General features: G+C 63.3%; 21 protein-coding genes. 18 read left to right on the top strand and 3 right to left on the bottom strand.

Annotated elements, in window-relative coordinates:
* Positions 1-27: 27 nt before the first annotated feature.
* The 6 genes from BUC40_RS04575 to BUC40_RS04600 all read left to right on the top strand — a co-directional run bounded on the left by BUC40_RS04575 (position 28) and on the right by BUC40_RS04600 (position 4845).
* Complete coding sequence (locus tag BUC40_RS04575) at positions 28-924, top strand: energy transducer TonB (RefSeq protein WP_073263030.1); 897 nt, start codon at positions 28-30, stop codon at positions 922-924.
* A 90-nt stretch (positions 925-1014) separates the two neighbouring features.
* Positions 1015-1584, top strand: coding sequence for a YqgE/AlgH family protein (locus BUC40_RS04580; RefSeq protein ID WP_073263032.1), 570 nt, complete (start codon positions 1015-1017; stop codon positions 1582-1584).
* Positions 1584-2027, top strand: a complete 444-nt coding sequence (gene ruvX, locus BUC40_RS04585; protein ID WP_073263034.1) for a Holliday junction resolvase RuvX — start codon at positions 1584-1586, stop codon at positions 2025-2027. Before BUC40_RS04580 ends, ruvX begins: the two co-directional genes overlap by 1 nt.
* Before the next feature lie 21 nt (positions 2028-2048).
* A complete protein-coding gene (gene pyrR / locus BUC40_RS04590; RefSeq protein WP_073263036.1) occupies positions 2049-2570 on the top strand; it encodes a bifunctional pyr operon transcriptional regulator/uracil phosphoribosyltransferase PyrR in 522 nt (173 codons plus the stop codon).
* Positions 2567-3574: an aspartate carbamoyltransferase catalytic subunit gene (locus tag BUC40_RS04595; RefSeq protein WP_073263038.1), complete on the top strand. Its 1008-nt coding sequence runs from the start codon at positions 2567-2569 to the stop codon at positions 3572-3574. Before pyrR ends, BUC40_RS04595 begins: the two co-directional genes overlap by 4 nt.
* Positions 3574-4845, top strand: a complete 1272-nt coding sequence (locus BUC40_RS04600) for a dihydroorotase (protein ID WP_073263040.1) — start codon at positions 3574-3576, stop codon at positions 4843-4845. Before BUC40_RS04595 ends, BUC40_RS04600 begins: the two co-directional genes overlap by 1 nt.
* A 130-nt stretch (positions 4846-4975) precedes the next feature.
* Here BUC40_RS04600 and BUC40_RS04605 read toward each other — a convergent pair whose 3' ends face one another.
* Complete coding sequence (locus BUC40_RS04605) at positions 4976-5374, bottom strand: NINE protein (RefSeq protein WP_073263042.1); 399 nt, start codon at positions 5372-5374, stop codon at positions 4976-4978.
* Between the two features lie 151 nt (positions 5375-5525).
* On the opposite strand from BUC40_RS04605, the gene BUC40_RS04610 reads away from it, so the two are divergent.
* Both BUC40_RS04610 and BUC40_RS04615 read left to right on the top strand, forming a co-directional pair.
* Positions 5526-6737 (top strand): putative DNA modification/repair radical SAM protein, encoded by a 1212-nt coding sequence (locus BUC40_RS04610; RefSeq protein ID WP_073263044.1) that lies wholly within the window; start codon positions 5526-5528, stop codon positions 6735-6737.
* On the top strand, positions 6737-7594 hold the full coding sequence (locus BUC40_RS04615) for a TIGR03915 family putative DNA repair protein (RefSeq protein WP_073263046.1): 858 nt from the start codon (positions 6737-6739) through the stop codon (positions 7592-7594). The genes BUC40_RS04610 and BUC40_RS04615 overlap by 1 nt, the downstream gene beginning before the upstream one ends.
* Positions 7595-7682: 88 nt before the next feature.
* Here the strand turns inward: BUC40_RS04615 and BUC40_RS04620 are convergent, their stop codons facing one another.
* Entirely contained in the window at positions 7683-8828 is a 1146-nt protein-coding gene (locus tag BUC40_RS04620) for a PilT/PilU family type 4a pilus ATPase (protein WP_073263048.1), read from the bottom strand.
* Between the two features lie 157 nt (positions 8829-8985).
* The gene (locus BUC40_RS04625; RefSeq protein ID WP_070885862.1) at positions 8986-10020 is read right to left on the bottom strand and encodes a type IV pilus twitching motility protein PilT; all 1035 of its coding nucleotides are present in this window, start codon (positions 10018-10020) and stop codon (positions 8986-8988) included.
* Between the two features lie 136 nt (positions 10021-10156).
* On the opposite strand from BUC40_RS04625, the gene BUC40_RS04630 reads away from it, so the two are divergent.
* The 10 genes from BUC40_RS04630 (at position 10157) to hemW (ending at position 18963) form a co-directional block, all read left to right on the top strand.
* Positions 10157-10843: a YggS family pyridoxal phosphate-dependent enzyme gene (locus BUC40_RS04630; RefSeq protein ID WP_073263050.1), complete on the top strand. Its 687-nt coding sequence runs from the start codon at positions 10157-10159 to the stop codon at positions 10841-10843.
* Positions 10844-10879: 36 nt separating this feature from the next.
* Complete coding sequence (proC, locus tag BUC40_RS04635; protein ID WP_073263052.1) at positions 10880-11698, top strand: pyrroline-5-carboxylate reductase; 819 nt, start codon at positions 10880-10882, stop codon at positions 11696-11698.
* An 11-nt stretch (positions 11699-11709) separates the two neighbouring features.
* The gene (locus tag BUC40_RS04640) at positions 11710-12300 is read left to right on the top strand and encodes a YggT family protein (RefSeq protein WP_073263054.1); all 591 of its coding nucleotides are present in this window, start codon (positions 11710-11712) and stop codon (positions 12298-12300) included.
* A 4-nt stretch (positions 12301-12304) separates the two neighbouring features.
* Positions 12305-12601 (top strand): DUF167 domain-containing protein, encoded by a 297-nt coding sequence (locus BUC40_RS04645; protein WP_073263056.1) that lies wholly within the window; start codon positions 12305-12307, stop codon positions 12599-12601.
* 109 nt (positions 12602-12710) lie between these two features.
* Positions 12711-14693, top strand: a complete 1983-nt coding sequence (locus BUC40_RS04650) for a dynamin-like GTPase family protein (protein WP_073263058.1) — start codon at positions 12711-12713, stop codon at positions 14691-14693.
* A 123-nt stretch (positions 14694-14816) separates the two neighbouring features.
* Positions 14817-15956 carry a homoserine O-succinyltransferase MetX gene (metX, locus tag BUC40_RS04655; protein WP_073263060.1) on the top strand — a complete coding sequence of 380 codons (1140 nt, stop codon included), beginning with the start codon at positions 14817-14819 and terminating at the stop codon, positions 15954-15956.
* Positions 15957-15958: 2 nt separating this feature from the next.
* Positions 15959-16579 (top strand): methionine biosynthesis protein MetW, encoded by a 621-nt coding sequence (metW, locus tag BUC40_RS04660; protein WP_073263062.1) that lies wholly within the window; start codon positions 15959-15961, stop codon positions 16577-16579.
* An 8-nt stretch (positions 16580-16587) separates the two neighbouring features.
* On the top strand, positions 16588-16992 hold the full coding sequence (locus BUC40_RS04665) for a DUF4426 domain-containing protein (protein WP_073263064.1): 405 nt from the start codon (positions 16588-16590) through the stop codon (positions 16990-16992).
* Positions 16989-17582 (top strand): RdgB/HAM1 family non-canonical purine NTP pyrophosphatase, encoded by a 594-nt coding sequence (gene rdgB, locus BUC40_RS04670; protein WP_073263066.1) that lies wholly within the window; start codon positions 16989-16991, stop codon positions 17580-17582. Before BUC40_RS04665 ends, rdgB begins: the two co-directional genes overlap by 4 nt.
* A gap of 241 nt (positions 17583-17823) precedes the next feature.
* Positions 17824-18963 (top strand): radical SAM family heme chaperone HemW, encoded by a 1140-nt coding sequence (gene hemW, locus BUC40_RS04675; protein WP_139272107.1) that lies wholly within the window; start codon positions 17824-17826, stop codon positions 18961-18963.
* The last annotated feature ends 6 nt before the right edge of the window (positions 18964-18969 follow it).

The following is an 18969-nucleotide window of genomic DNA, read 5'->3' on the forward strand; positions in this document are numbered from 1 at the left end:
GTTGACAGCCCCTGACGACAAATAGTGATGAGCGCGACAAACACCCCACCCGATTTCACTGCCTCCGGCGTTCGCCCGGCGGATCGTCTGGGGTTCACCCTGTTTCTCGCCGCCGTGCTGCACGCAGCGCTGATTCTCGGCGTGGGTTTCACCTTCGCCGAGCCAGGGCAGATCAGCAAAACACTGGAAATCACCCTGTCCACCTTCAAGAGCGATGAAAAGCCCAAGGAGGCGGACTTTCTCGCCCAGGACAATCAGCAGGGCAGCGGCACGCTGGACAAGAAAGCGGCGCCGACCACCACCGAACAAGCGCCCTTCCAGGACACCGAAGTACGCAAGGTGACGCCAGCCGCCGCGCCGCCACCGCCTGCCGTGAAACCCGAGGCGCCGAAAGCCGCGGTGACCACCCGCGCACCCCAGGCGCAAAAGGCACCGGCCAAACGCGAAGAAACCAAGCCGACACAGCCGAGCCCGGAGGCGCCGTCTTTCGACAGCGCGCAGTTGTCCGCCGAGATCGCTAGCCTGGAAGCCGAGCTGTCCAACGAAGTTCAGCAATACGCCAAGCGGCCAAAGATCCACCGCCTCAATGCGGCCTCGACCATGCGCGACAAGGGTGCCTGGTACAAGGACGAGTGGCGCAAGAAGGTCGAGCGCATCGGCAACCTCAACTACCCGGATGACGCACGGCGCCGGCAGATCCACGGCAGCCTGCGCCTTTTGGTGTCGATCAACCGCGACGGCAGCCTGTACGAAGTGATGGTGCTGGAGTCCTCCGGCGAGCAGGTGCTCGACCAGGCCGCCATGCGCATCGTGCGCCTGGCCGCGCCTTACGCGCCGTTCACTGGCGACCTGGCCGACATCGACCGCCTGGAAATCATCCGTACCTGGCGCTTCGAACGCGGCGACCGCCTGTCGAGTAACTGACCGCAGCCTCTGCACCCGCTGCGCACAGCCACCGCATTCAGGCTTACGTGCAGCTTGTAGCTTGCGCCTTGCAGCTTCAAACTAGCGGCCATGAAAGACGCCAGCCCGAGCATTCTCAAAGACCACTTTCTGATCGCCATGCCGCACATGGACGATCCGAATTTCGCGCACACGGTTATCTACCTGATCAACCATAACGATCAGGGCGCCATGGGGTTGGTGATCAATCGCCCCAACGGCCTGAACCTGGCCGATGTGCTTGAGCAGCTACGTCCGGACAGTGCCCCGTCGGTGCTCTGCCAGAGCCTGCCGATCTTCAGCGGCGGCCCGGTACAGACCGATCGCGGCTTTGTGCTGCATCCCAAAGGCCCACATTTTCAGGCCACCGTAGACCTAGGTGAGCTGAGCCTGTCGACCTCCCAGGACGTGTTGTTCGCCATCGCCGAAGGCCACGGTCCGGCCAGCCACCTGATCGCCCTCGGCTACGCCGGCTGGGGCGCCGGCCAGCTGGAAGCCGAGCTGGCCGACAACGCCTGGCTGACCTGCCCGGCGGATCAGGCGATTCTCTTCGAAACACCCTACGACCAGCGCCTTGGCGCTGCCGCTGCCGTGCTCGGCATCGACCTCAACCTGCTCACTGCTCAGGCGGGGCACGCCTGATGGCCGAAGTTGGCGATAAACCGCTGCGCCTGCTGCTGGGCTTCGATTACGGCAGCAAGCAGATTGGCGTTGCCGTTGGCCAGCCGATTACCGGTTCGGCCCGCGAACTGTGCATTCTCAAGGCGCAGAACGGCGTGCCGGACTGGCAGAAGGTCGAGGCGCTGATCAAGGAATGGCAGCCCGATGCCATCGTCGTCGGCCTGCCGCTGAACATGGATGGCACGCCAAGCGACATTAGCGAGCGCGCCGAGAAGTTCGCCCGCCGCCTGAATGGCCGTTTCAACCTGCCGGTCTTCACCCACGACGAACGCCTGACCACTTATGCCGCCAAGGGCGAGCGCCTGCAGCAGGGCCAGACTGGCGGCTATCGCCAGCGCCCGGTCGACGCCCTGGCCGCCGCCCTGCTGCTGCAAGGCTGGCTGGAAGAAAACAGCCCGGACTGACCCGGCCACAAGGAGCTATCGATGAGCCTACCCAACCCCGCCGAACTGCTGCCGCAGATGGCATCTTCGCTGATCAGCCACCTGAACCGTCGGCAGATCGCCGCGCCACGCTTTATCGGCATTCGCACCGGCGGCGTATGGGTCGCTCAGGCGCTGCTCGAACAACTGGGCCGCGACGAGCCACTGGGCGTGCTGGACGTGTCCTTCTACCGCGACGACTTCAGCCAGAACGGCCTACACCCGCAGGTGCAGCCCTCCGAGCTGCCGTTCGAGATCGAAGGCCAGCACCTGGTGCTGATCGACGATGTGCTGATGAGCGGGCGAACCATCCGCGCCGCCCTGAATGAACTGTTCGACTACGGCCGCCCGGCCAGCGTGACCCTGGTCAGCCTGCTCGAACTGGACGCCCGCGAACTGCCGATCCGCCCCGACGTGGTCGGCGCGACGCTGTCGCTGGCGGCCGATCAGCGGGTAAAATTGTTCGGCCCCGCGCCCTTCACTCTCGAACTCCAGACGCTTTCCGACCAAGGCCGTCCGCAATGACCGCAATCGATGCCAAGCGCCCGCTGCAACTGAACGACCAAGGCCAGTTGCGCCATTTCCTGTCCCTCGACGGCCTGCCCCGTGAGCTGCTGACGGAAATCCTCGACACCGCCGACTCCTTTCTGGAAGTCGGCGCACGCGCCGTGAAAAAGGTTCCGCTGCTGCGCGGCAAGACCGTGTGCAACGTGTTCTTCGAGAACTCCACGCGCACGCGCACCACCTTCGAACTGGCCGCCCAGCGCCTGTCGGCGGACGTGATCAGCCTGAACGTGTCGACCAGCTCGACCAGCAAGGGCGAGACGCTGTTCGATACCCTGCGCAATCTGGAAGCCATGGCGGCCGACATCTTCGTGGTGCGCCACGCAGCCTCCGGCGCCGCGCACTTCATCGCCGAGCACGTGTGCCCGAACCTGGCGATCATCAACGGTGGTGACGGCCGCCATGCGCACCCGACCCAGGGCATGCTCGACATGCTGACCATCCGCCGCCACAAGGGCAGCTTCGAGAACCTCTCGGTAGCCATCGTCGGTGACATCCTGCATTCGCGAGTGGCGCGCTCCAACATGCTGGCGCTGAAAACCCTCGGCTGCCCGGACATCCGCGTGATCGCGCCAAAGACCCTGCTGCCCATCGGCCTGGAACAAAGCTACGGCGTGCGCTTATTCAGCGACGCCAACGAAGGCCTCAAGGATGTCGACGTGGTGATCATGCTGCGCCTGCAGCGCGAGCGCATGACCGGCGGTCTACTGCCCAGCGAGGGTGAGTTTTACCGCCTGTTCGGGCTCACCGAGCAGCGCCTCAAGCTGGCCAAGCCGGATGCGCTGGTCATGCACCCGGGGCCGATCAACCGTGGCGTGGAGATCGAATCGGCGGTGGCCGACGGCCCACAGTCGGTGATTCTCAACCAGGTCACCTACGGCATCGCCATCCGCATGGCTGTGCTGTCCATGGCCATGAGCGGCCAAAACGCGCAACGCCAATTCAATGCTGAGGAGCAAAACTGATGCGTACCCGTATCCTCGGCGCTCGCGTCATCGACCCGAGCAGCGGCCTCGATCAGGTCGCGGACATCTACGTGGATGGTAGCAAGCTGAGCGCCATCGGCCAGGCGCCAGCCGGCTTCACAGCCGACCAGACCCTGGATGCCAGCGGCCTGATCGCCGCGCCCGGCCTGGTCGACCTGTCCGTCGCCCTGCGCGAACCCGGTTACAGCCGCAAGGGCAATATCGCCAGCGAGACCCTGGCCGCCGCTGCTGGCGGCGTGACCAGCCTGTGCTGCCCGCCGATCACCAAACCGGTACTGGACACCTCGGCGGTCGCCGAGCTGATCCTCGACCGCGCCCGTGAGGCCGGCCATACCAAGGTGTTTCCCATCGGCGCCCTGAGCAAAGGGCTCGACGGCGAGCAGCTTGCCGAACTGGTCGCCCTGCGCGATGCGGGCTGCGTGGCGTTCGGCAACGGCCTGAACAACTTCCGCAACGCACGCACCCTGCGCCGCGCCTTGGAATACGCAGCGACCTTCGACCTTACGGTGATCTTCCACTCCCAGGATCATGACCTTGCCGAAGGCGGTCTGGCCCACGAAGGCGCCACCGCCAGCTTCCTCGGCTTGTCAGGTATACCGGAAACCGCCGAAACCGTAGCCCTCGCACGCGATCTGCTGCTGGTCGAGCAGAGCGGTGTGCGTGCCCACTTCAGCCAGCTGACCAGCGCCCGCGGCGCGCAGCTGATCGCCGATGCACAGGCCCGCGGCCTGCCGGTGACCGCGGACGTGGCGCTGTACCAGCTGATTCTCACCGACGAAGCGTTGATCGACTTCTCCAGCCTCTACCACGTGCAACCGCCGCTGCGCACCGGCGCCGATCGCGACGGCTTGCGTGAAGCGGTGAAGAGCGGCGTGATCAGCGCCATCTCCAGCCACCACCAGCCCCACGAACTCGACGCCAAACTGGCACCGTTCGGCGAAACCGAGCCGGGCATGAGTAGCGTGCAGTTGCTGTTACCGCTGGCTATGACGCTGGTGCAGGATGGCCTGCTCGATCTGCCGACCCTGCTCGCTCGCCTGAGCAGCGGCCCGGCCAGCGCGCTGCGCTTGCCGGCTGGCCAGCTGAAAGCAGGTCATGCAGCGGATATCCTGCTGTTCGATCCGCAAGCCTCCACCGTGGCGGGCGAAAGCTGGCACTCGAAGGGCCGCAACAGCCCGTTCCTCGGCCACTGCCTGCCGGGCCAGGTGCGTTACACCCTGGTAGACGGGCACATCAGCTTCCAAGGCTGATCACCCACCGGCCCATGTGGGAGCGGGCGGGGACGCCTAGTCCATGCCCGCGAAATAATCCGCATCAACCAGGCACCCCTGACGTCCCACAAGGACCGGCAGCGACGCCTGGCTTCACCTCCCAGCAACCTTACCCCTCACGCGCATTCTTGATCGACACCTGGGTGTTCAGCGTCCAGAAGTCGTACAGCACGCCGACCAGAAACAGGCCGCCGGTGCACAGGTAGATGATGCCGGTGATCCATTTTCCCTGGTACATGCGGTGCACGCCGAAGACGCCGAGAAATGTCAGCAGGATCCAGGCGACGTTGAAATCGGTGCTGCCTGCGGTAAAGCGCAGGTCCGCCTCGCGATCCATCGCCGGGATCAGCAGCAGGTCGATGATCCAACCGATGAAGAACAAGCCCAGGGTGAAAAACCAGATAGTGCCGGTGACCGGCTTGCCGTAATAGAAACGGTGCGCTCCCAGGAAACCGAAAATCCATAGCAGGTAACCGATGATCTTGCTGTGAGTGTCAGGACGCTGCATCAGATTCTCCAGATAAAGGGGCTCAGACAAAGGGACTAGGCATTCGATCAACGCCAGCAGCACAGGTTTCCTCGACCGCCGACGAGACGACCTTGCAGGCGCCATGGGCTTACTGAATACTGTACATAAATACAGCTATCGAATCGTAGCCATGGAATTGATCGAAAAGCTCACCGTACTCGCCGACGCTGCCAAATACGATGTTTCCTGCGCCAGCAGCGGCGCGCCCAAGCGCAGCTCGCAAGGCCAAAGCGGTATGGGCGCCACCGACGGCATGGGCATCTGTCACAGTTTCACACCGGATGGCCGCTGCGTCGCGCTGCTGAAGATCCTGCTGACCAACTTCTGTCTGTACGACTGCCAGTATTGCGTCAACCGCCGCTCCAGCGACGTACCCCGTGCGCGCTTCACACCGGAAGAAGTGGTTACGCTGACCCTGGATTTCTATCGCCGCAACTGCATCAGTGGGCTGTTTCTCAGCTCCGGCATCATCCGTTCGGCGGACTACACCATGGAGCAACTCAACCGGGTCGCCAAGCTGCTGCGCGAAGAGCACGAGTTCCGCGGCTACATTCACCTCAAGACCATTCCCGATGCCTCCCCAGAGCTGATTGCCGAAGCAGGCCGTTACGCTGATCGCCTCAGCGTAAATATCGAACTGCCCACCGAAAGCAGCCTGATCCGCCTGGCACCGGAAAAGAGCGTGGCGCCGATCAAGCAGGCCATGGGCACCATTCGCAATGGCGTCGAGGAGGCGGACTGCGAGAAGCGCGCGCCGGCCTTCGCACCTGCCGGGCAGAGCACGCAGATGATCGTCGGCGCCGATGCCACCGATGACAGCACCATCCTGCACACCGCCCAGTCGCTGTACGGCGACTTTCGCCTCAAGCGCGTCTACTACTCGGCGTTCAGCCCGATTCCAGGAAGCCCCAATACCGTGCCCTTCGAGGCGCCGCCGCTGTTGCGTGAGCACCGCTTGTATCAGGCAGATTTCCTGATGCGTGGCTATGGCTTCAAGGCCACCGAGCTGCTCGATGGCCCTGGCAACCTGGCGCTGGATATCGATCCCAAACTGGCCTGGGCGCTGAACAACCGCCAGCACTTTCCCGTCGACCTCAACCGTGCGGACGTCACCATGATCGCCCGCATTCCAGGTATCGGCGTACTCAGCGCCCAGCGCCTGGTTGCCCTGCGTCGGCAAAAACGCATCCGTTTCGAAGACGTCGGCCGCCTGCGTTGCGCCTTGGAGAAAGCCAAGCCGTTCATCATCACCCAGGACTACCGCCCGATTCAGGCAACCCGCGAATCCCTGGTACTGCGCCAGCAATTGAGTGAGGCGCCACAGCAGATGGGGCTGTGGTGATGTACTCGGTCTGTTTCGACGGCAGCTTCGCTGGCTGGCGAGATGCAGCCAGAATCCAGTTGCGCCGCGGCCGGGCCCCACATCAACTGAGCTGGGTGCAGGACACCCAGGAAAATCAGGATCTGTTCGGCCAGTTGGATGAGGCGCAACCGGCCATGGCAGTTGATCGCCCCGTGCGTGTGCCGCGCGCCTTGATCGACCAATTGGAAAGTGCGGCACGCTTTCGCTGCCCCCAGCGCTGGGCGCTGCTGTACCGCATTCTCTGGCGTGTCGCCAACGGCGATCAGGCAGCCATGCTGGCGGGCGATGTAGACGGCAGCGAGCTGCACGCACGCCTAAAGGCCGTGCGCCGCGAAGCTCACCACCTGCATGCCTTTCTGCGCTTCAAACCGCGAGATGCAATCGCAGGCGGGCCGGAGCTAGTAGCCTGGTACGAGCCCGCCCACGACATCCTCGCCAGTGCCTCTGGGCACTTCGCCGAGCGCCTTGGCCGGCAGACTTGGCTGATCGCCACGCCGGAGGATGGTGTGTACTGGGATGGTGAGAAGTTGCATCACGCCAATCCTTGCCCGCTTGAATGGCAGCAGTTGGCACAACGCACCAATGACTGTAACGAAGCCATGTGGCTGGCCTACTACGGCAGCACCTTCAACCCGGCGCGGCTGAATCGCAGCGTACTGGAAACCAATATGCCGGTGCGTTTCTGGCGCAACCTGCCGGAAGGCCCGTTGATTCCCAGGTTAATGAGCCAGGCCAGAGCTGGCGCCCAGGCTGATGGCCAGGCCCAGGCAGTGGCCATCCAGCCGGGAAAGCGCATCAACGCGGATGCAGAGAAAGTGCTGCCGGTACGGCAGTGAACTGCTTACGGTTGCTATGGGATATCAGCAGGCAATAAAAACCCGCCGAAGCGGGTTTGTCTGTGCGGCCATCTAGGAGACAGATAGGTCAGCGAAAGCGCCGACCCTGATCTTCGTCGCTGATTTCCAATGACAGCCCCTGGGAAACACTGGTCAGGTGCTCGCCATCGGTTTCCGAGCCGAGCTTGATCATCAGGCGCAGGTCGTTCGCCGAGTCGGCGTAAAGCAAGGCATCTTCATAGGTGATTTCGCCCTGGCTATAGAGGTTGTAAAGCGCCTGATCGAAGGTCTGCATGCCTTGTTCGGTGGAGCGTTTCATCAACGCCTTGAGCTCGTGCACCTCGCCCTTGCGGATCAAATCAGCCGCCAGCGGCGTGTTGATCAGCACTTCGATCACCGCACGGCGGCCCTTACCGTCGGGAGTGGGGATCAGTTGCTGGGCGACGATGGCCTTGAGGTTCAGCGACAAGTCCATCCACACCTGATTCTGCCGATCCGCCGGAAAGAAGTTGATGATCCGGTCCAGCGCCTGGTTGGCGTTGTTGGCGTGCAGAGTGGCCAGGCACAGGTGACCGGTTTCGGCGAAGGCCACGGCGTGGTCCATGGTCTCGCGGGTACGCACCTCACCAATCAGAATCACGTCCGGCGCCTGGCGCAGGGTGTTCTTCAATGCGACTTCGAAGGAGTCGGTATCGATGCCCACTTCCCGCTGGGTGACGATGCAGTTCTGGTGCTGGTGAATGTACTCGATCGGGTCTTCGATGGAGATGATGTGGCCGCTGCTGTTCTTGTTGCGGTAGCCGATCATCGCCGCTAGCGAGGTGGACTTGCCGGTGCCGGTCGCGCCGACGAACAGCACCAGGCCGCGCTTGGTCAGCGCCAGCTTCTTGAGGATTTCCGGCAGCTTGAGATCATCGAGCGTCGGGATGTTGGTTTCGATGCGACGCAAAACCATGCCAGCCAGGTTGCGCTGGTAGAAAGCGCTGACCCGAAAACGACCAATGCCGCGGGCGCTGATCGCAAAGTTGCACTCGTGGTTCTCGGCGAATTCCCGACGCTGCTGTTCGTTCATCACGCCATGCACGGTTTCACGGGTCATTTCCGGTGACAGCGGGGTCTTGGTCACGGGCATGATCTTGCCGTTGACCTTCATCGACGGTGGCACGCCAGCGGTGATGAACAGATCGGAACCGCCCTTCTCGACCATCAGGCGCAACAGTTTTTCGAATTCCATGGGTGCTTACCTAAATGCGCTGGCGCGATGTTCAATTGTCGGCGGATGGATTCCCACCAGCCGGGCCAAGAATCTGTTCACGATCTTGCGAGCTAGAGCGATACGAGCTTGTTTTTAACGCAGTAGCGCCGACGCGCAGCTGATCGTGAATAGATTCTCAGAAGTTTTCCGGGGTTTTGGCTTTCTCACGGGCGCTTTCGCGGCTGACCAGGCCTTTGGAAACCAGCCTTTTCAGGCACGCATCCAGAGTTTCCATGCCCAGCGCACCGCCGGTCTGGATGGCCGAATACATCTGCGCGACTTTGTCCTCGCGGATCAGGTTGCGGATCGCTGGAGTGCCGATCATGATTTCGTGGGCGGCCACACGGCCGCCGCCAATCTTCTTCAGCAGCGTCTGGGAAATTACCGCCTGCAGCGATTCGGAGAGCATCGAGCGCACCATGGACTTCTCTTCGGCCGGGAAGACGTCGACCACCCGGTCGATAGTTTTGGCAGCAGAGGTGGTGTGCAAGGTGCCGAATACCAAGTGGCCGGTTTCCGCGGCGGTCAGTGCCAGGCGGATGGTTTCCAGGTCGCGCATCTCGCCGACCAGGATGATGTCCGGGTCTTCACGCAGTGCCGAGCGCAGGGCTTCGGAGAAGCCGTGGGTGTCGCGGTGCACTTCACGCTGGTTGATCAGGCACTTTTTCGATTCGTGAACGAATTCGATCGGGTCTTCGACGGTAAGAATGTGGTGGTACTTGTTGCTATTGATGTAGTCGAGCATCGCCGCCAGGGTGGTGGACTTGCCCGAACCGGTTGGCCCGGTCACCAACACCAGCCCGCGCGGCACGTCGGAGATCTTCTTGAAGATCTCGCCCATGCCAAGGTCTTCCATGCTCAGCACTTTCGATGGAATGGTCCGGAATACCGCACCGCTGCCACGGTTCTGGTTGAAGGCGTTGACCCGGAAGCGCGCCACACCCGGCACTTCGAACGAGAAGTCGGTCTCGAGGAACTCTTCGAAATCCTTGCGCTGCTTGTCATTCATGATGTCGTAGATCAGCGCATGCACCTGCTTGTGATCGAGGGCAGGCAGGTTGATCCGGCGTACATCGCCGTCGACCCGGATCATCGGCGGCAAGCCTGCTGAAAGGTGCAGGTCCGACGCGCCTTGCTTGGCGCTGAAGGCAAGCAGCTCGGTGATATCCATGGGACTCCCTAATGACGGTAGAATGCCGCGTAACTCAGGATAGGGGCCTTGGGGGGATCACCATGTGGCTGCGTGAGCACGCCCTTCGGAGACCACCGTCAAGCCCGCAGAAACGCTCAGGCGGCAGGCGCAGGTAATGTCCACGATAGCAGAGAATATTGCAAAGGTCGGTGTGCGGATCCGTGAGGCGGCGCAAGCCTCGCAGCGAGATTTTTCATCCATTGGCCTGCTTGCCGTTAGCAAGACCAAGCCCGCCGAGGCCATTCGCGAAGCCCACGCGGCCGGCCTGCACGACTTTGGCGAGAACTACCTGCAGGAAGCGTTGGATAAGCAAACGCAGTTGGCTGACCTGCCGCTGACCTGGCATTTCATCGGCCCCATCCAGTCCAACAAGACCCGCCCCATCGCCGAGCATTTCGCCTGGGTACATTCGGTGGATCGCCTGAAGATCGCCGAACGCCTGAGTGCCCAGCGTCCGGGCGAGCTGCCGCCGCTGAACATCTGCCTGCAAGTCAACGTCAGCGGCGAAGCCAGCAAATCCGGCTGCCAACCCGAAGAGCTCGCCGAGCTGGCACAGGCGGTTACACAACTGCCCAACCTGCGTTTGCGCGGATTGATGACAATTCCCGAGCCCACCGATGACGTCACCGCCCAGCGGGCTGCCTTCGCTCGTTTGCGCGCTTTGCGGGACGGCCTGAACCTCGATCTCGACACTCTGTCCATGGGCATGAGTCACGACCTCGAGGCAGCTATCGCCGAGGGCGCGACCTGGGTACGCATCGGCACGGCGCTGTTTGGTGAACGTGACTACAGCAAGACCTGAATGCCCGATCTCGACTCTCCAGATAGGAACCTCCCCATGACCACTCCCCGCATCGCCTTTATCGGCGCCGGCAACATGGCTGCCAGCCTGATCGGCGGGCTGCTCGCCCAGGGCCTGCCAGCGGGTGCCATCCGCGCCAGCGACCGTGGCGCCGAACAACGCGAGAAGATCGCCAACGAACACGGTATCGAGGTGGTGGCCAGCAATGCCGAGGCCTGCCGTGACGCCGACGTGATCGTCCTGGCAGTCAAGCCGCAGGTGATGAAGGACGTGTGCCTGGACCTGGCGTCCCATGTGCAGGCCGGCCAGCTGATCGTCTCCATCGCCGCCGGCATTACCAGCGCCAGCCTGGAAAACTGGCTGGGCGAGCGCGCCATCGTGCGCTGCATGCCCAATACCCCGTCACTGCTGCGCCTGGGCGCCAGCGGCCTGTACGCCAATGCACAGGTCAGCGCTGAACAGCGCCAGCAAGCCGAGCAGTTGCTCAGCGCTGTCGGCATGGCGGTGTGGCTGGACGAGGAAAAACTGATCGACGCGGTCACGGCCGTCTCCGGCAGCGGCCCGGCCTACTTCTTCCTGCTGATCGAGGCGATGACCGCCAGCGGCGAGAAGCTCGGCCTGCCCCGCGACGTCGCCGCCAAGCTGACGATGCAAACCGCCCTGGGCGCCGCGCAGATGGCATTGAACAGTGACGTCGACGCCGCCGAACTGCGCCGCCGCGTCACCTCTCCGGCCGGCACCACCGAAGCGGCCATCAAGACATTCCAGGCTGGCGGCTTCGAAGCCCTGGTCGAGCAGGCCGTCAAGGCCGCCGATCAGCGCTCGGCCGAGCTGGCCGAACAACTGGGTCAATAAGGAGACACATAATGATCGGTCTGAACACCGCTGCCATTTACATCCTGCAGACCATCGGCAGCTTTTACCTGCTGATCGTTCTGCTGCGCTTCATCCTGCAACTGGTGCGGGCGGACTTCTATAATCCGCTCAGCCAGTTCATCGTGCGCGCCACCCACCCGCTGCTCAAACCACTGCGCAAGATCATTCCAAGCCTGGGCGGGCTCGACCTGGCGTCTCTGGTGCTGGCGCTAATCGTCCAGTTCGTGCTGATGGCGCTGACCTTGATGCTGATGGGCGTGGGCGTCGGTGAGCCATTGCTGATTCTGGTCTGGTCGATCATTGGCGTCACTGCCCTGCTGCTCAAGGTGTTCTTCTTCGCCCTGATCATCAGCGTGATCCTTTCCTGGGTCGCCCAGGGCTCGCACAACCCGGCAGCCTTGCTGGTCAGCCAGATCTGCGAGCCGTTGCTGGCACCGATCCGCCGCATCCTGCCCAACCTGGGCGGCCTCGACCTGTCGCCGATCGTGGCGTTCCTGATCCTCAACCTGATCGACATGCTGGTGATTCGCAACCTGGCGATCAGCACCGGCATGTTCAGCGGCCTGAGCCTGGCGATCTGAGCCGATGTCGTTTTACCGATGGGACGGCGATGCACTGATCCTCGACTGCCACCTGCAGCCCAAGGCGAGCAATGACGCTTTCGCCGGGCTGCACGGTGAACGCCTGAAGATTCGTCTCACTGCCCCACCGGTGGACGGCAAGGCCAATGCGCATCTGCTGGCCTTTCTGGCTGAGGCTTTCGGCGTCGCCAAGAGCCAGGTCAGCCTGCTAAGTGGCCAGCAGAGCCGCCAGAAGCGCGTGCGCATTCAGGCACCCGTCATATTGCCGGCCGAACTGGGCCTGACCGCTCGCCCTTCCTGAACGACCGGCAGGTGCCATTGCGACACAGTCGCCATTGACGTGGCCCTATGCCCTCGCATAATGCTCGGCAGCCCGCATCAACGCCGATGCCCTGTCAGGGAACCCACCGATGAGCATGGAACGTCTCAGTGAGCAGGTCGATGCCTACGTCGCCTGGAAGCGCGAACTGGTTCGCGAGATCACCCGCTATCGCAGTTGGCTGGCCCATAACCGGTTGAGCAGCGAGGGCGTCGAGGCGCGCCTGGAGCGGGCACTGCGCCTGCTGCGTACTGACCACATCACCCTGGCGTTCGTCGGCGAGTTCTCCCGCGGCAAGACCGAGCTGATCAACAGCCTGTTCTTCTCCGAATACGGCCAGCGCCTGCTGCCTTCCCAGGCCGGGCGCACCACCATGTGTCCGACGGAAATTCTCTACGACCCAGGCGCCGAGCAGCCGTATATCCGCCTGCTGCCGATCGAGACGCGCATCGCCGAGGCCAGCGTGGCGCAGTTCAAACGCACGCCCCGCCACTGGATGAATGTCACCCTGGACACCAGCGACCCGGACAGCATGGCCAAAGCCTTCGCCCAGGTCGCCGCCAGCAAGGCCATGCCGGTGGAGAAGGCCATCAGCCTGGGCTTTCATCCGGACAACCTGGAAAGTACCGACAAATCCGGCCACGTGCTGGTGCCGGCTTGGCGTCACGCCATTGTCAACTTCGATCACCCGTTGCTGCGCCAGGGTTTGCGCATTCTCGACACGCCGGGCCTCAACGCCCTGGGCTGCGAGCCGGAGCTGACCCTGTCGATGCTGCCCAGCGCCCAGGCGGTGATCTTCCTGCTGTCCGCCGATACGGGCGTTACCGCCAGCGACCTGGATATCTGGCAGCAACATGTGCAGCCGCTCGACGATGAGCGCCAGGGCTGCCTGTATGCGGTGCTGAACAAGATTGACGTGCTGTGGGACGACCTGGCCGGCGATACCTTCGTCGCCAATGCCATCGAGCGGGTGCGCATGCAGGCGGCCCGACACCTAGGCATCGCTGCCCGGGACATTCTGCCGCTGTCGGCCAAACAGGCGCTGCTCGCCAAAGTGCGCAAGGACCCGGCGCTGCTGGCCCGCAGCCAGATGGCCGAGCTCGAGACGCTGCTCTGCGAGCGCATCGTGGCGCAAAAGGAACAGCTGCTCGAAGAGCGCGTGGTGCGCCAGGTGCTGGCCATGCTCAACAACAGCCAGCATGGGCTCGGCCTGCGCCTGGCCAAGGTCAACGAACAACTCGAGCTGCTCGACGAACGTCGTCAGGACAACGGCCAGATGCTCATGGAGCTGACCAGCCGTACCAAGGACGACCACACCGTGCACCACAAGCGCCTAGTGGCGTTGAAAACCAACCAGCGCCTGCTGCGCAACCAGGGCGAACGCCTGAAGACCTCAGCCCAGGCGGAGAAGCTCGAAGCACACCTCAACAGGCTGCGCAGCCAGCTCAACGGCGCCTGGACTACGCTGGGCATCAACCAGTCGATCCTGAGCTTCTTCACCGCCGTCGAGGATGACCTGCACAGCCTGTCCCACGATGCCGACATGGCCAACCGCATGGTCGACGCCATCTACCGCCGGCATAACGAGGAAAACCCGCTGCAGGCAGTCGATGCACCGCGCTTCGAACTGGCGCCTTATGTGCGCGAACTGCGCCATTTGCAGAAGAAAGGCGACCGCTTCCGTCTGCGCCTCAAGACCCTACTGACCGAGCAGCGCAGCCTCAGCCGGCGCTTCTTCGCCACCCTGGTACAGGAAGTCATCGGCCTCCACCGCCGCCTGCGTCGCGATGCCGAACGCTGGGCTGACGAGGCGCTGATGCCGTTGATGCAGCACACCCTGGAGCACAAGCAACTGCTGGAAGGCCACATGCTGCGCCTCAAGGCGCTGGCTCAGGACACCCAGCACGGCCGTCAGCGCCATCAGCAACTGGCCCAATATGGCGAGGAGCTAAAACAACAGCTCGCTCAGGCCGGCGACATGTTGCGCGTGATGCGCCGCCCGGCGCCCATTCAGCGCCAGGCCAAGGTAGTCACGCTCAAGGGCATGCCGCGCCCGCTCGGCAACGCGGAGTAGCACTGCAGTGCGGCGGTGCTCCCCAGGCCTGGGAGCACCGCAAGCACTTTTCTTGCCGCTGACAGGCGCGCTCTTTAGACTGCTGCACTTTCCCACATCCCTTTTCTTAGCCGAGCAGAGTCGATGTCGACTGTTTTTCCTCAAGACTCCGTTGGCCTGGTAACGCCGCAGACCGCCCATTTCGCCGAGCCGCTGGCGCTGGCCTGCGGGCGCAGCCTGGCCGATTACCAGCTGACCTACGAAACCTACGGCGAGCTCAATGCCAGCGCCAGCAACGCCGTGCTGATCTGCCACGCGCTGTCCGGCCATCATCACGCGGCGGGTTACCACAGCGTGGATGATCGCAAGCCGGGCTGGTGGGACAGCTGCATCGGCCCCGGCAAGCCGCTGGATACCAATCGCTTCTTCGTCGTCAGCCTCAACAACCTGGGCGGCTGCAACGGCTCGACCGGCCCGTCGGATATCAACCCGGCGACCGGCAAGCCGTTCGGCGCCGACTTCCCGGTGATGACGGTGGAAGACTGGGTCAACAGCCAGGCGCGCCTGGCTGACCTGCTGGGCATTCACCAGTGGGCCGCCGTGGTCGGCGGCAGCCTGGGCGGCATGCAGGCCATGCAGTGGACCATCAGTTACCCAGACCGCGTGCGCCACTGCCTGGCCATCGCCTCGGCGCCCAAGCTGTCGGCGCAAAACATCGCCTTCAACGAAGTGGCGCGCCAGGCAATTCTCACCGACCCGGAATTCCACGGTGGGCACTTCCAGGATCAGGGCGTGATCCCCAAGCGCGGCCTGATGCTGGCGCGCATGGTCGGGCACATCACCTACCTGTCCGATGACGCCATGGGCGAGAAATTCGGCCGCGGGCTGAAGAACGAGAAGCTCAACTACGACTTCCACAGCGTGGAATTCCAGGTGGAAAGCTACCTGCGCTACCAGGGCGAAGAGTTCTCCGGGCGCTTCGACGCCAACACCTACCTGCTGATGACCAAGGCGCTGGACTACTTCGACCCGGCCGCCGAGCACGATGGCGATCTGGCCAAGACGCTGGCCAAGGCCAAGGCGGATTTCTGCGTGATGTCGTTCACCACTGACTGGCGCTTCTCGCCGGCCCGCTCGCGGGAAATCGTCGACGCCCTGCTCGCCGCCCGCAAGAACGTCTGCTACCTGGAAATCGATGCGCCGCAAGGCCATGACGCCTTCCTCATGCCGATCCCCCGCTACCTGCAGGGTTTTGCCAGCTACATGAAACGGATCGAGGTGTAAGCATGCGAGCCGACCTAGAGATCATCCAGGAATGGATTCCCGCCGGCAGCCACGTCCTCGACCTGGGCTGTGGCGACGGCGAACTGCTCGCCTGGCTGAGCGCCAACAAGCAGGTCAGCGGTTATGGCCTGGAAATCGACCCGGACAAGATCGCCCAGTGCATCGGCAAGGGCGTCAACGTCATCGAGCAGAACCTCGACGAAGGCCTGGGCAACTTCGCCAGCGACAGCTTCGACGTGGTGGTCATGACCCAGTCGCTGCAAGCGCTGCACTTTCCCGACAAGGTGCTGGCCGAGATGCTGCGCGTCGGCAAGACCTGCATCATCACCTTCCCCAACTTCGGCCACTGGCGCTGCCGCTGGTACCTGGCCAGCAAGGGCCGCATGCCGGTGTCGGACTTCCTGCCCTACACCTGGTACAACACGCCGAACATCCACTTCTGCACCTTCGAGGACTTCGAGCGCCTGTGCCACCAGCAGAGCGCCCGGGTGCTTGAGCGCCTGGCTGTAGACCGCGAGCATCACTATGGCTGGGCCAGCCGCACCTGGCCGAACCTGTTTGGCGAAATCGGCATTTACCGCATCAGCGGTCACAACGCGCATGACGTGCGCATCGCCAACTAGGCCGGCTCATGCGTCTCTTCACTCTGCTGATCGCCCTGAGTCTGAGCCTGTCGGCCGCCGCCGCTGAGCGCATGCAGCGCCTTGGCGACCTGCAGGTGCATTACAGCGCCTTCAATGCCAGCTACCTGCAGCCGCAGATCGCTCAGGCCAGCGGCCTGGTACGTAGCGGCAAACAGGGCGTGCTGAACATCAGCGTGTTGCGCGCCGGCAAGTCCAGCTCGGCCACGGTCAGCGGTGAAGTGAAGACAGTATTGGGTCACGGTCAGACGCTGACCTTTATCGAACAGCGCGAAGGCGAATTCGTTTCCTACCTGGCGCAGTTTCCCCTCGAAAACCGTGAGGTGCTGCTGTTCAACCTGCAGGTGAACGGCCAGCGCCTGGACTTCAACCAGGAACTCTTTCCGGAGCCATGATGCCTTTCCCAGAACTCGTCCTCGCCAGCCACAACGCCGGCAAACTCAAGGAACTGCAAGCCATGCTCGGCGACCGCGTGCGCCTGCGCTCGGTCGGTGAATTCAGCCACGTGGAGCCGGAGGAAACCGGCCTGTCATTCGTCGAGAACGCCATCCTCAAGGCCCGTAATGCCTCGCGCCTGTCCGGCCTGCCGGCGCTGGCCGACGACTCCGGCCTGGCAGTCGACTTTCTCGGTGGTGCGCCGGGCATCTATTCGGCCCGCTATGCCGATGGCCTGGGCGACGCGGCCAATAACGCCAAGCTGCTGGCCGCCCTCAAGGATGTGCCGGACGCCGAGCGCGGCGCCCAGTTCGTCTGCTGCCTGGCCCTGGTACGGCATGCCGACGATCCACTGCCGATCCTCTGCGAAGGCCTGTGGCACGGCCGCATCCTGCACGAAGCACGCGGCGAGCATGGCTTTGGCTATGACCCGCTGTTCTGGGTCGAGGAGCGCCAGTGTTCCAGCGCCGAACTGTCGCCAGCCGACAAGAACCAGCTCAGCCACCGCGCCATCGCCATGCAGTTGCTCAAGCACCGTCTGGGATTGTAAGAACCTGTTCAAAGCCTGCTGCGCGTCGGCACTGCGGCGTTAAAAACAGGCTCGGACTGCTCATTTACAGCTCGTAAACTCCGCGTCCTCGCCTGTTTTTGCCTTGCACTGCTCTAGCTCGCGAGACTTTGAACAGGCTCTAAGCGGTTCCAAATGGGGCGTTTCGTCCACGTGCTTTGGCAGTTTGTACAACTCGTGCCACGATAGCGCCCCGCAACCACCCTGCCGTGATCAGACGCCCGTGTTCCAGCTGCCCCCTTTGGCCCTGTACGTCCATATTCCCTGGTGCGTGCGCAAGTGCCCTTACTGCGACTTCAACTCTCACGCCGCCGGCCCCAACCTGCCGGAAGAAGCCTATGTCGATGCGCTGCTCGCCGACCTCGACAGCGACCTGCAGCAGGCTTATGGCCGGCCGCTGACTTCGATCTTCTTTGGCGGCGGCACGCCGAGCCTGTTTTCCGCCAAGGCTCTTGGCCGCTTGCTGGAAGGCGTGGAGCGACGCATCCCGTTCGCGGGCGATATCGAAATCACCCTGGAAGCCAACCCGGGCACCTTCGAGCAGGAGAAGTTCGCCGCGTACCGGCGCTTGGGCATCAACCGGCTGTCGATCGGTGTGCAGAGTTTTCAGGCGGAAAAACTCAAGGCCCTCGGCCGCATTCATGATGGTGATGAAGCGATTCGCGCCGCCGACATGGCCCGCGCCGCCGGTTTCGACAACTTCAACCTGGACCTGATGCACGGCCTGCCGGATCAGTCCCTGGAAGACGCATTGGGCGACCTGCGTATCGCCATCGCCCAGGCACCGACGCATCTGTCCTGGTATCAGCTGACGGTGGAGCCGAACACGGTGTTCTGGAACCAGCCGCCGGTGCTGCCAGAAGACGACACCCTGTGGGACATCCAGGAAGCCGGCCAGGCGCTGCTCGCCGAGCATGGCTACGCCCAATACGAAGTCTCGGCGTACGCGCAGCCCGGTCGGATGGCGCGGCACAACCTGAATTACTGGACCTTCGGCGACTTCCTCGGCATCGGCGCCGGTGCCCACGGCAAGGTGAGCACGCCAGACGGGCGCATCAGCCGCACCTGGAAAACCCGCCTGCCCAAGGATTACCTCGACCCCGCCAAGCAATACAGCGCCGGCGAGCGTGCCCTCACCGTCGACGAGCTGCCGTTCGAGTTCCTGATCAACGTGCTGCGCCTGAGCGATGGTTGCGCCGCCGAGCTGTTCAGCCAGCGCACCGGCCTGCCCCTCGAACACCTGGCAAAGGCCCGTGCCCAGGTCGAGCAACGCGGCATGCTACAGGAGGACCCGACACGCCTGGCGGCCACCCGCGAAGGCCAGCTGTTTCTCAATGATCTGCTGCAGTATTTCCTGCCTTGAATCACC

The sequence above is a fragment of the Phytopseudomonas punonensis genome (assembly GCF_900142655.1).
GTDB classification, from domain to species: Bacteria; Pseudomonadota; Gammaproteobacteria; order Pseudomonadales; family Pseudomonadaceae; genus Aquipseudomonas; species Aquipseudomonas punonensis.

Excerpts from the sequence above, each read along its gene's own strand:
- BUC40_RS04575 (WP_073263030.1), top strand. The coding sequence starts at position 28 with ATGAGCGCGACAAACACCCCACCCGATTTCACTGCCTCCGGCGTTCGC.
- BUC40_RS04580 (WP_073263032.1), top strand. The coding sequence starts at position 1,015 with ATGAAAGACGCCAGCCCGAGCATTCTCAAAGACCACTTTCTGATCGCC.
- ruvX (WP_073263034.1), top strand. The coding sequence starts at position 1,584 with ATGGCCGAAGTTGGCGATAAACCGCTGCGCCTGCTGCTGGGCTTCGAT.
- pyrR (WP_073263036.1), top strand. The coding sequence starts at position 2,049 with ATGAGCCTACCCAACCCCGCCGAACTGCTGCCGCAGATGGCATCTTCG.
- BUC40_RS04595 (WP_073263038.1), top strand. The coding sequence starts at position 2,567 with ATGACCGCAATCGATGCCAAGCGCCCGCTGCAACTGAACGACCAAGGC.
- BUC40_RS04600 (WP_073263040.1), top strand. The coding sequence starts at position 3,574 with ATGCGTACCCGTATCCTCGGCGCTCGCGTCATCGACCCGAGCAGCGGC.
- BUC40_RS04605 (WP_073263042.1), bottom strand. The coding sequence starts at position 5,374 with ATGCAGCGTCCTGACACTCACAGCAAGATCATCGGTTACCTGCTATGG.
- BUC40_RS04610 (WP_073263044.1), top strand. The coding sequence starts at position 5,526 with ATGGAATTGATCGAAAAGCTCACCGTACTCGCCGACGCTGCCAAATAC.
- BUC40_RS04615 (WP_073263046.1), top strand. The coding sequence starts at position 6,737 with ATGTACTCGGTCTGTTTCGACGGCAGCTTCGCTGGCTGGCGAGATGCA.
- BUC40_RS04620 (WP_073263048.1), bottom strand. The coding sequence starts at position 8,828 with ATGGAATTCGAAAAACTGTTGCGCCTGATGGTCGAGAAGGGCGGTTCC.
- BUC40_RS04625 (WP_070885862.1), bottom strand. The coding sequence starts at position 10,020 with ATGGATATCACCGAGCTGCTTGCCTTCAGCGCCAAGCAAGGCGCGTCG.
- BUC40_RS04630 (WP_073263050.1), top strand. The coding sequence starts at position 10,157 with ATGTCCACGATAGCAGAGAATATTGCAAAGGTCGGTGTGCGGATCCGT.
- proC (WP_073263052.1), top strand. The coding sequence starts at position 10,880 with ATGACCACTCCCCGCATCGCCTTTATCGGCGCCGGCAACATGGCTGCC.
- BUC40_RS04640 (WP_073263054.1), top strand. The coding sequence starts at position 11,710 with ATGATCGGTCTGAACACCGCTGCCATTTACATCCTGCAGACCATCGGC.
- BUC40_RS04645 (WP_073263056.1), top strand. The coding sequence starts at position 12,305 with ATGTCGTTTTACCGATGGGACGGCGATGCACTGATCCTCGACTGCCAC.
- BUC40_RS04650 (WP_073263058.1), top strand. The coding sequence starts at position 12,711 with ATGAGCATGGAACGTCTCAGTGAGCAGGTCGATGCCTACGTCGCCTGG.
- metX (WP_073263060.1), top strand. The coding sequence starts at position 14,817 with ATGTCGACTGTTTTTCCTCAAGACTCCGTTGGCCTGGTAACGCCGCAG.
- metW (WP_073263062.1), top strand. The coding sequence starts at position 15,959 with ATGCGAGCCGACCTAGAGATCATCCAGGAATGGATTCCCGCCGGCAGC.
- BUC40_RS04665 (WP_073263064.1), top strand. The coding sequence starts at position 16,588 with ATGCGTCTCTTCACTCTGCTGATCGCCCTGAGTCTGAGCCTGTCGGCC.
- rdgB (WP_073263066.1), top strand. The coding sequence starts at position 16,989 with ATGATGCCTTTCCCAGAACTCGTCCTCGCCAGCCACAACGCCGGCAAA.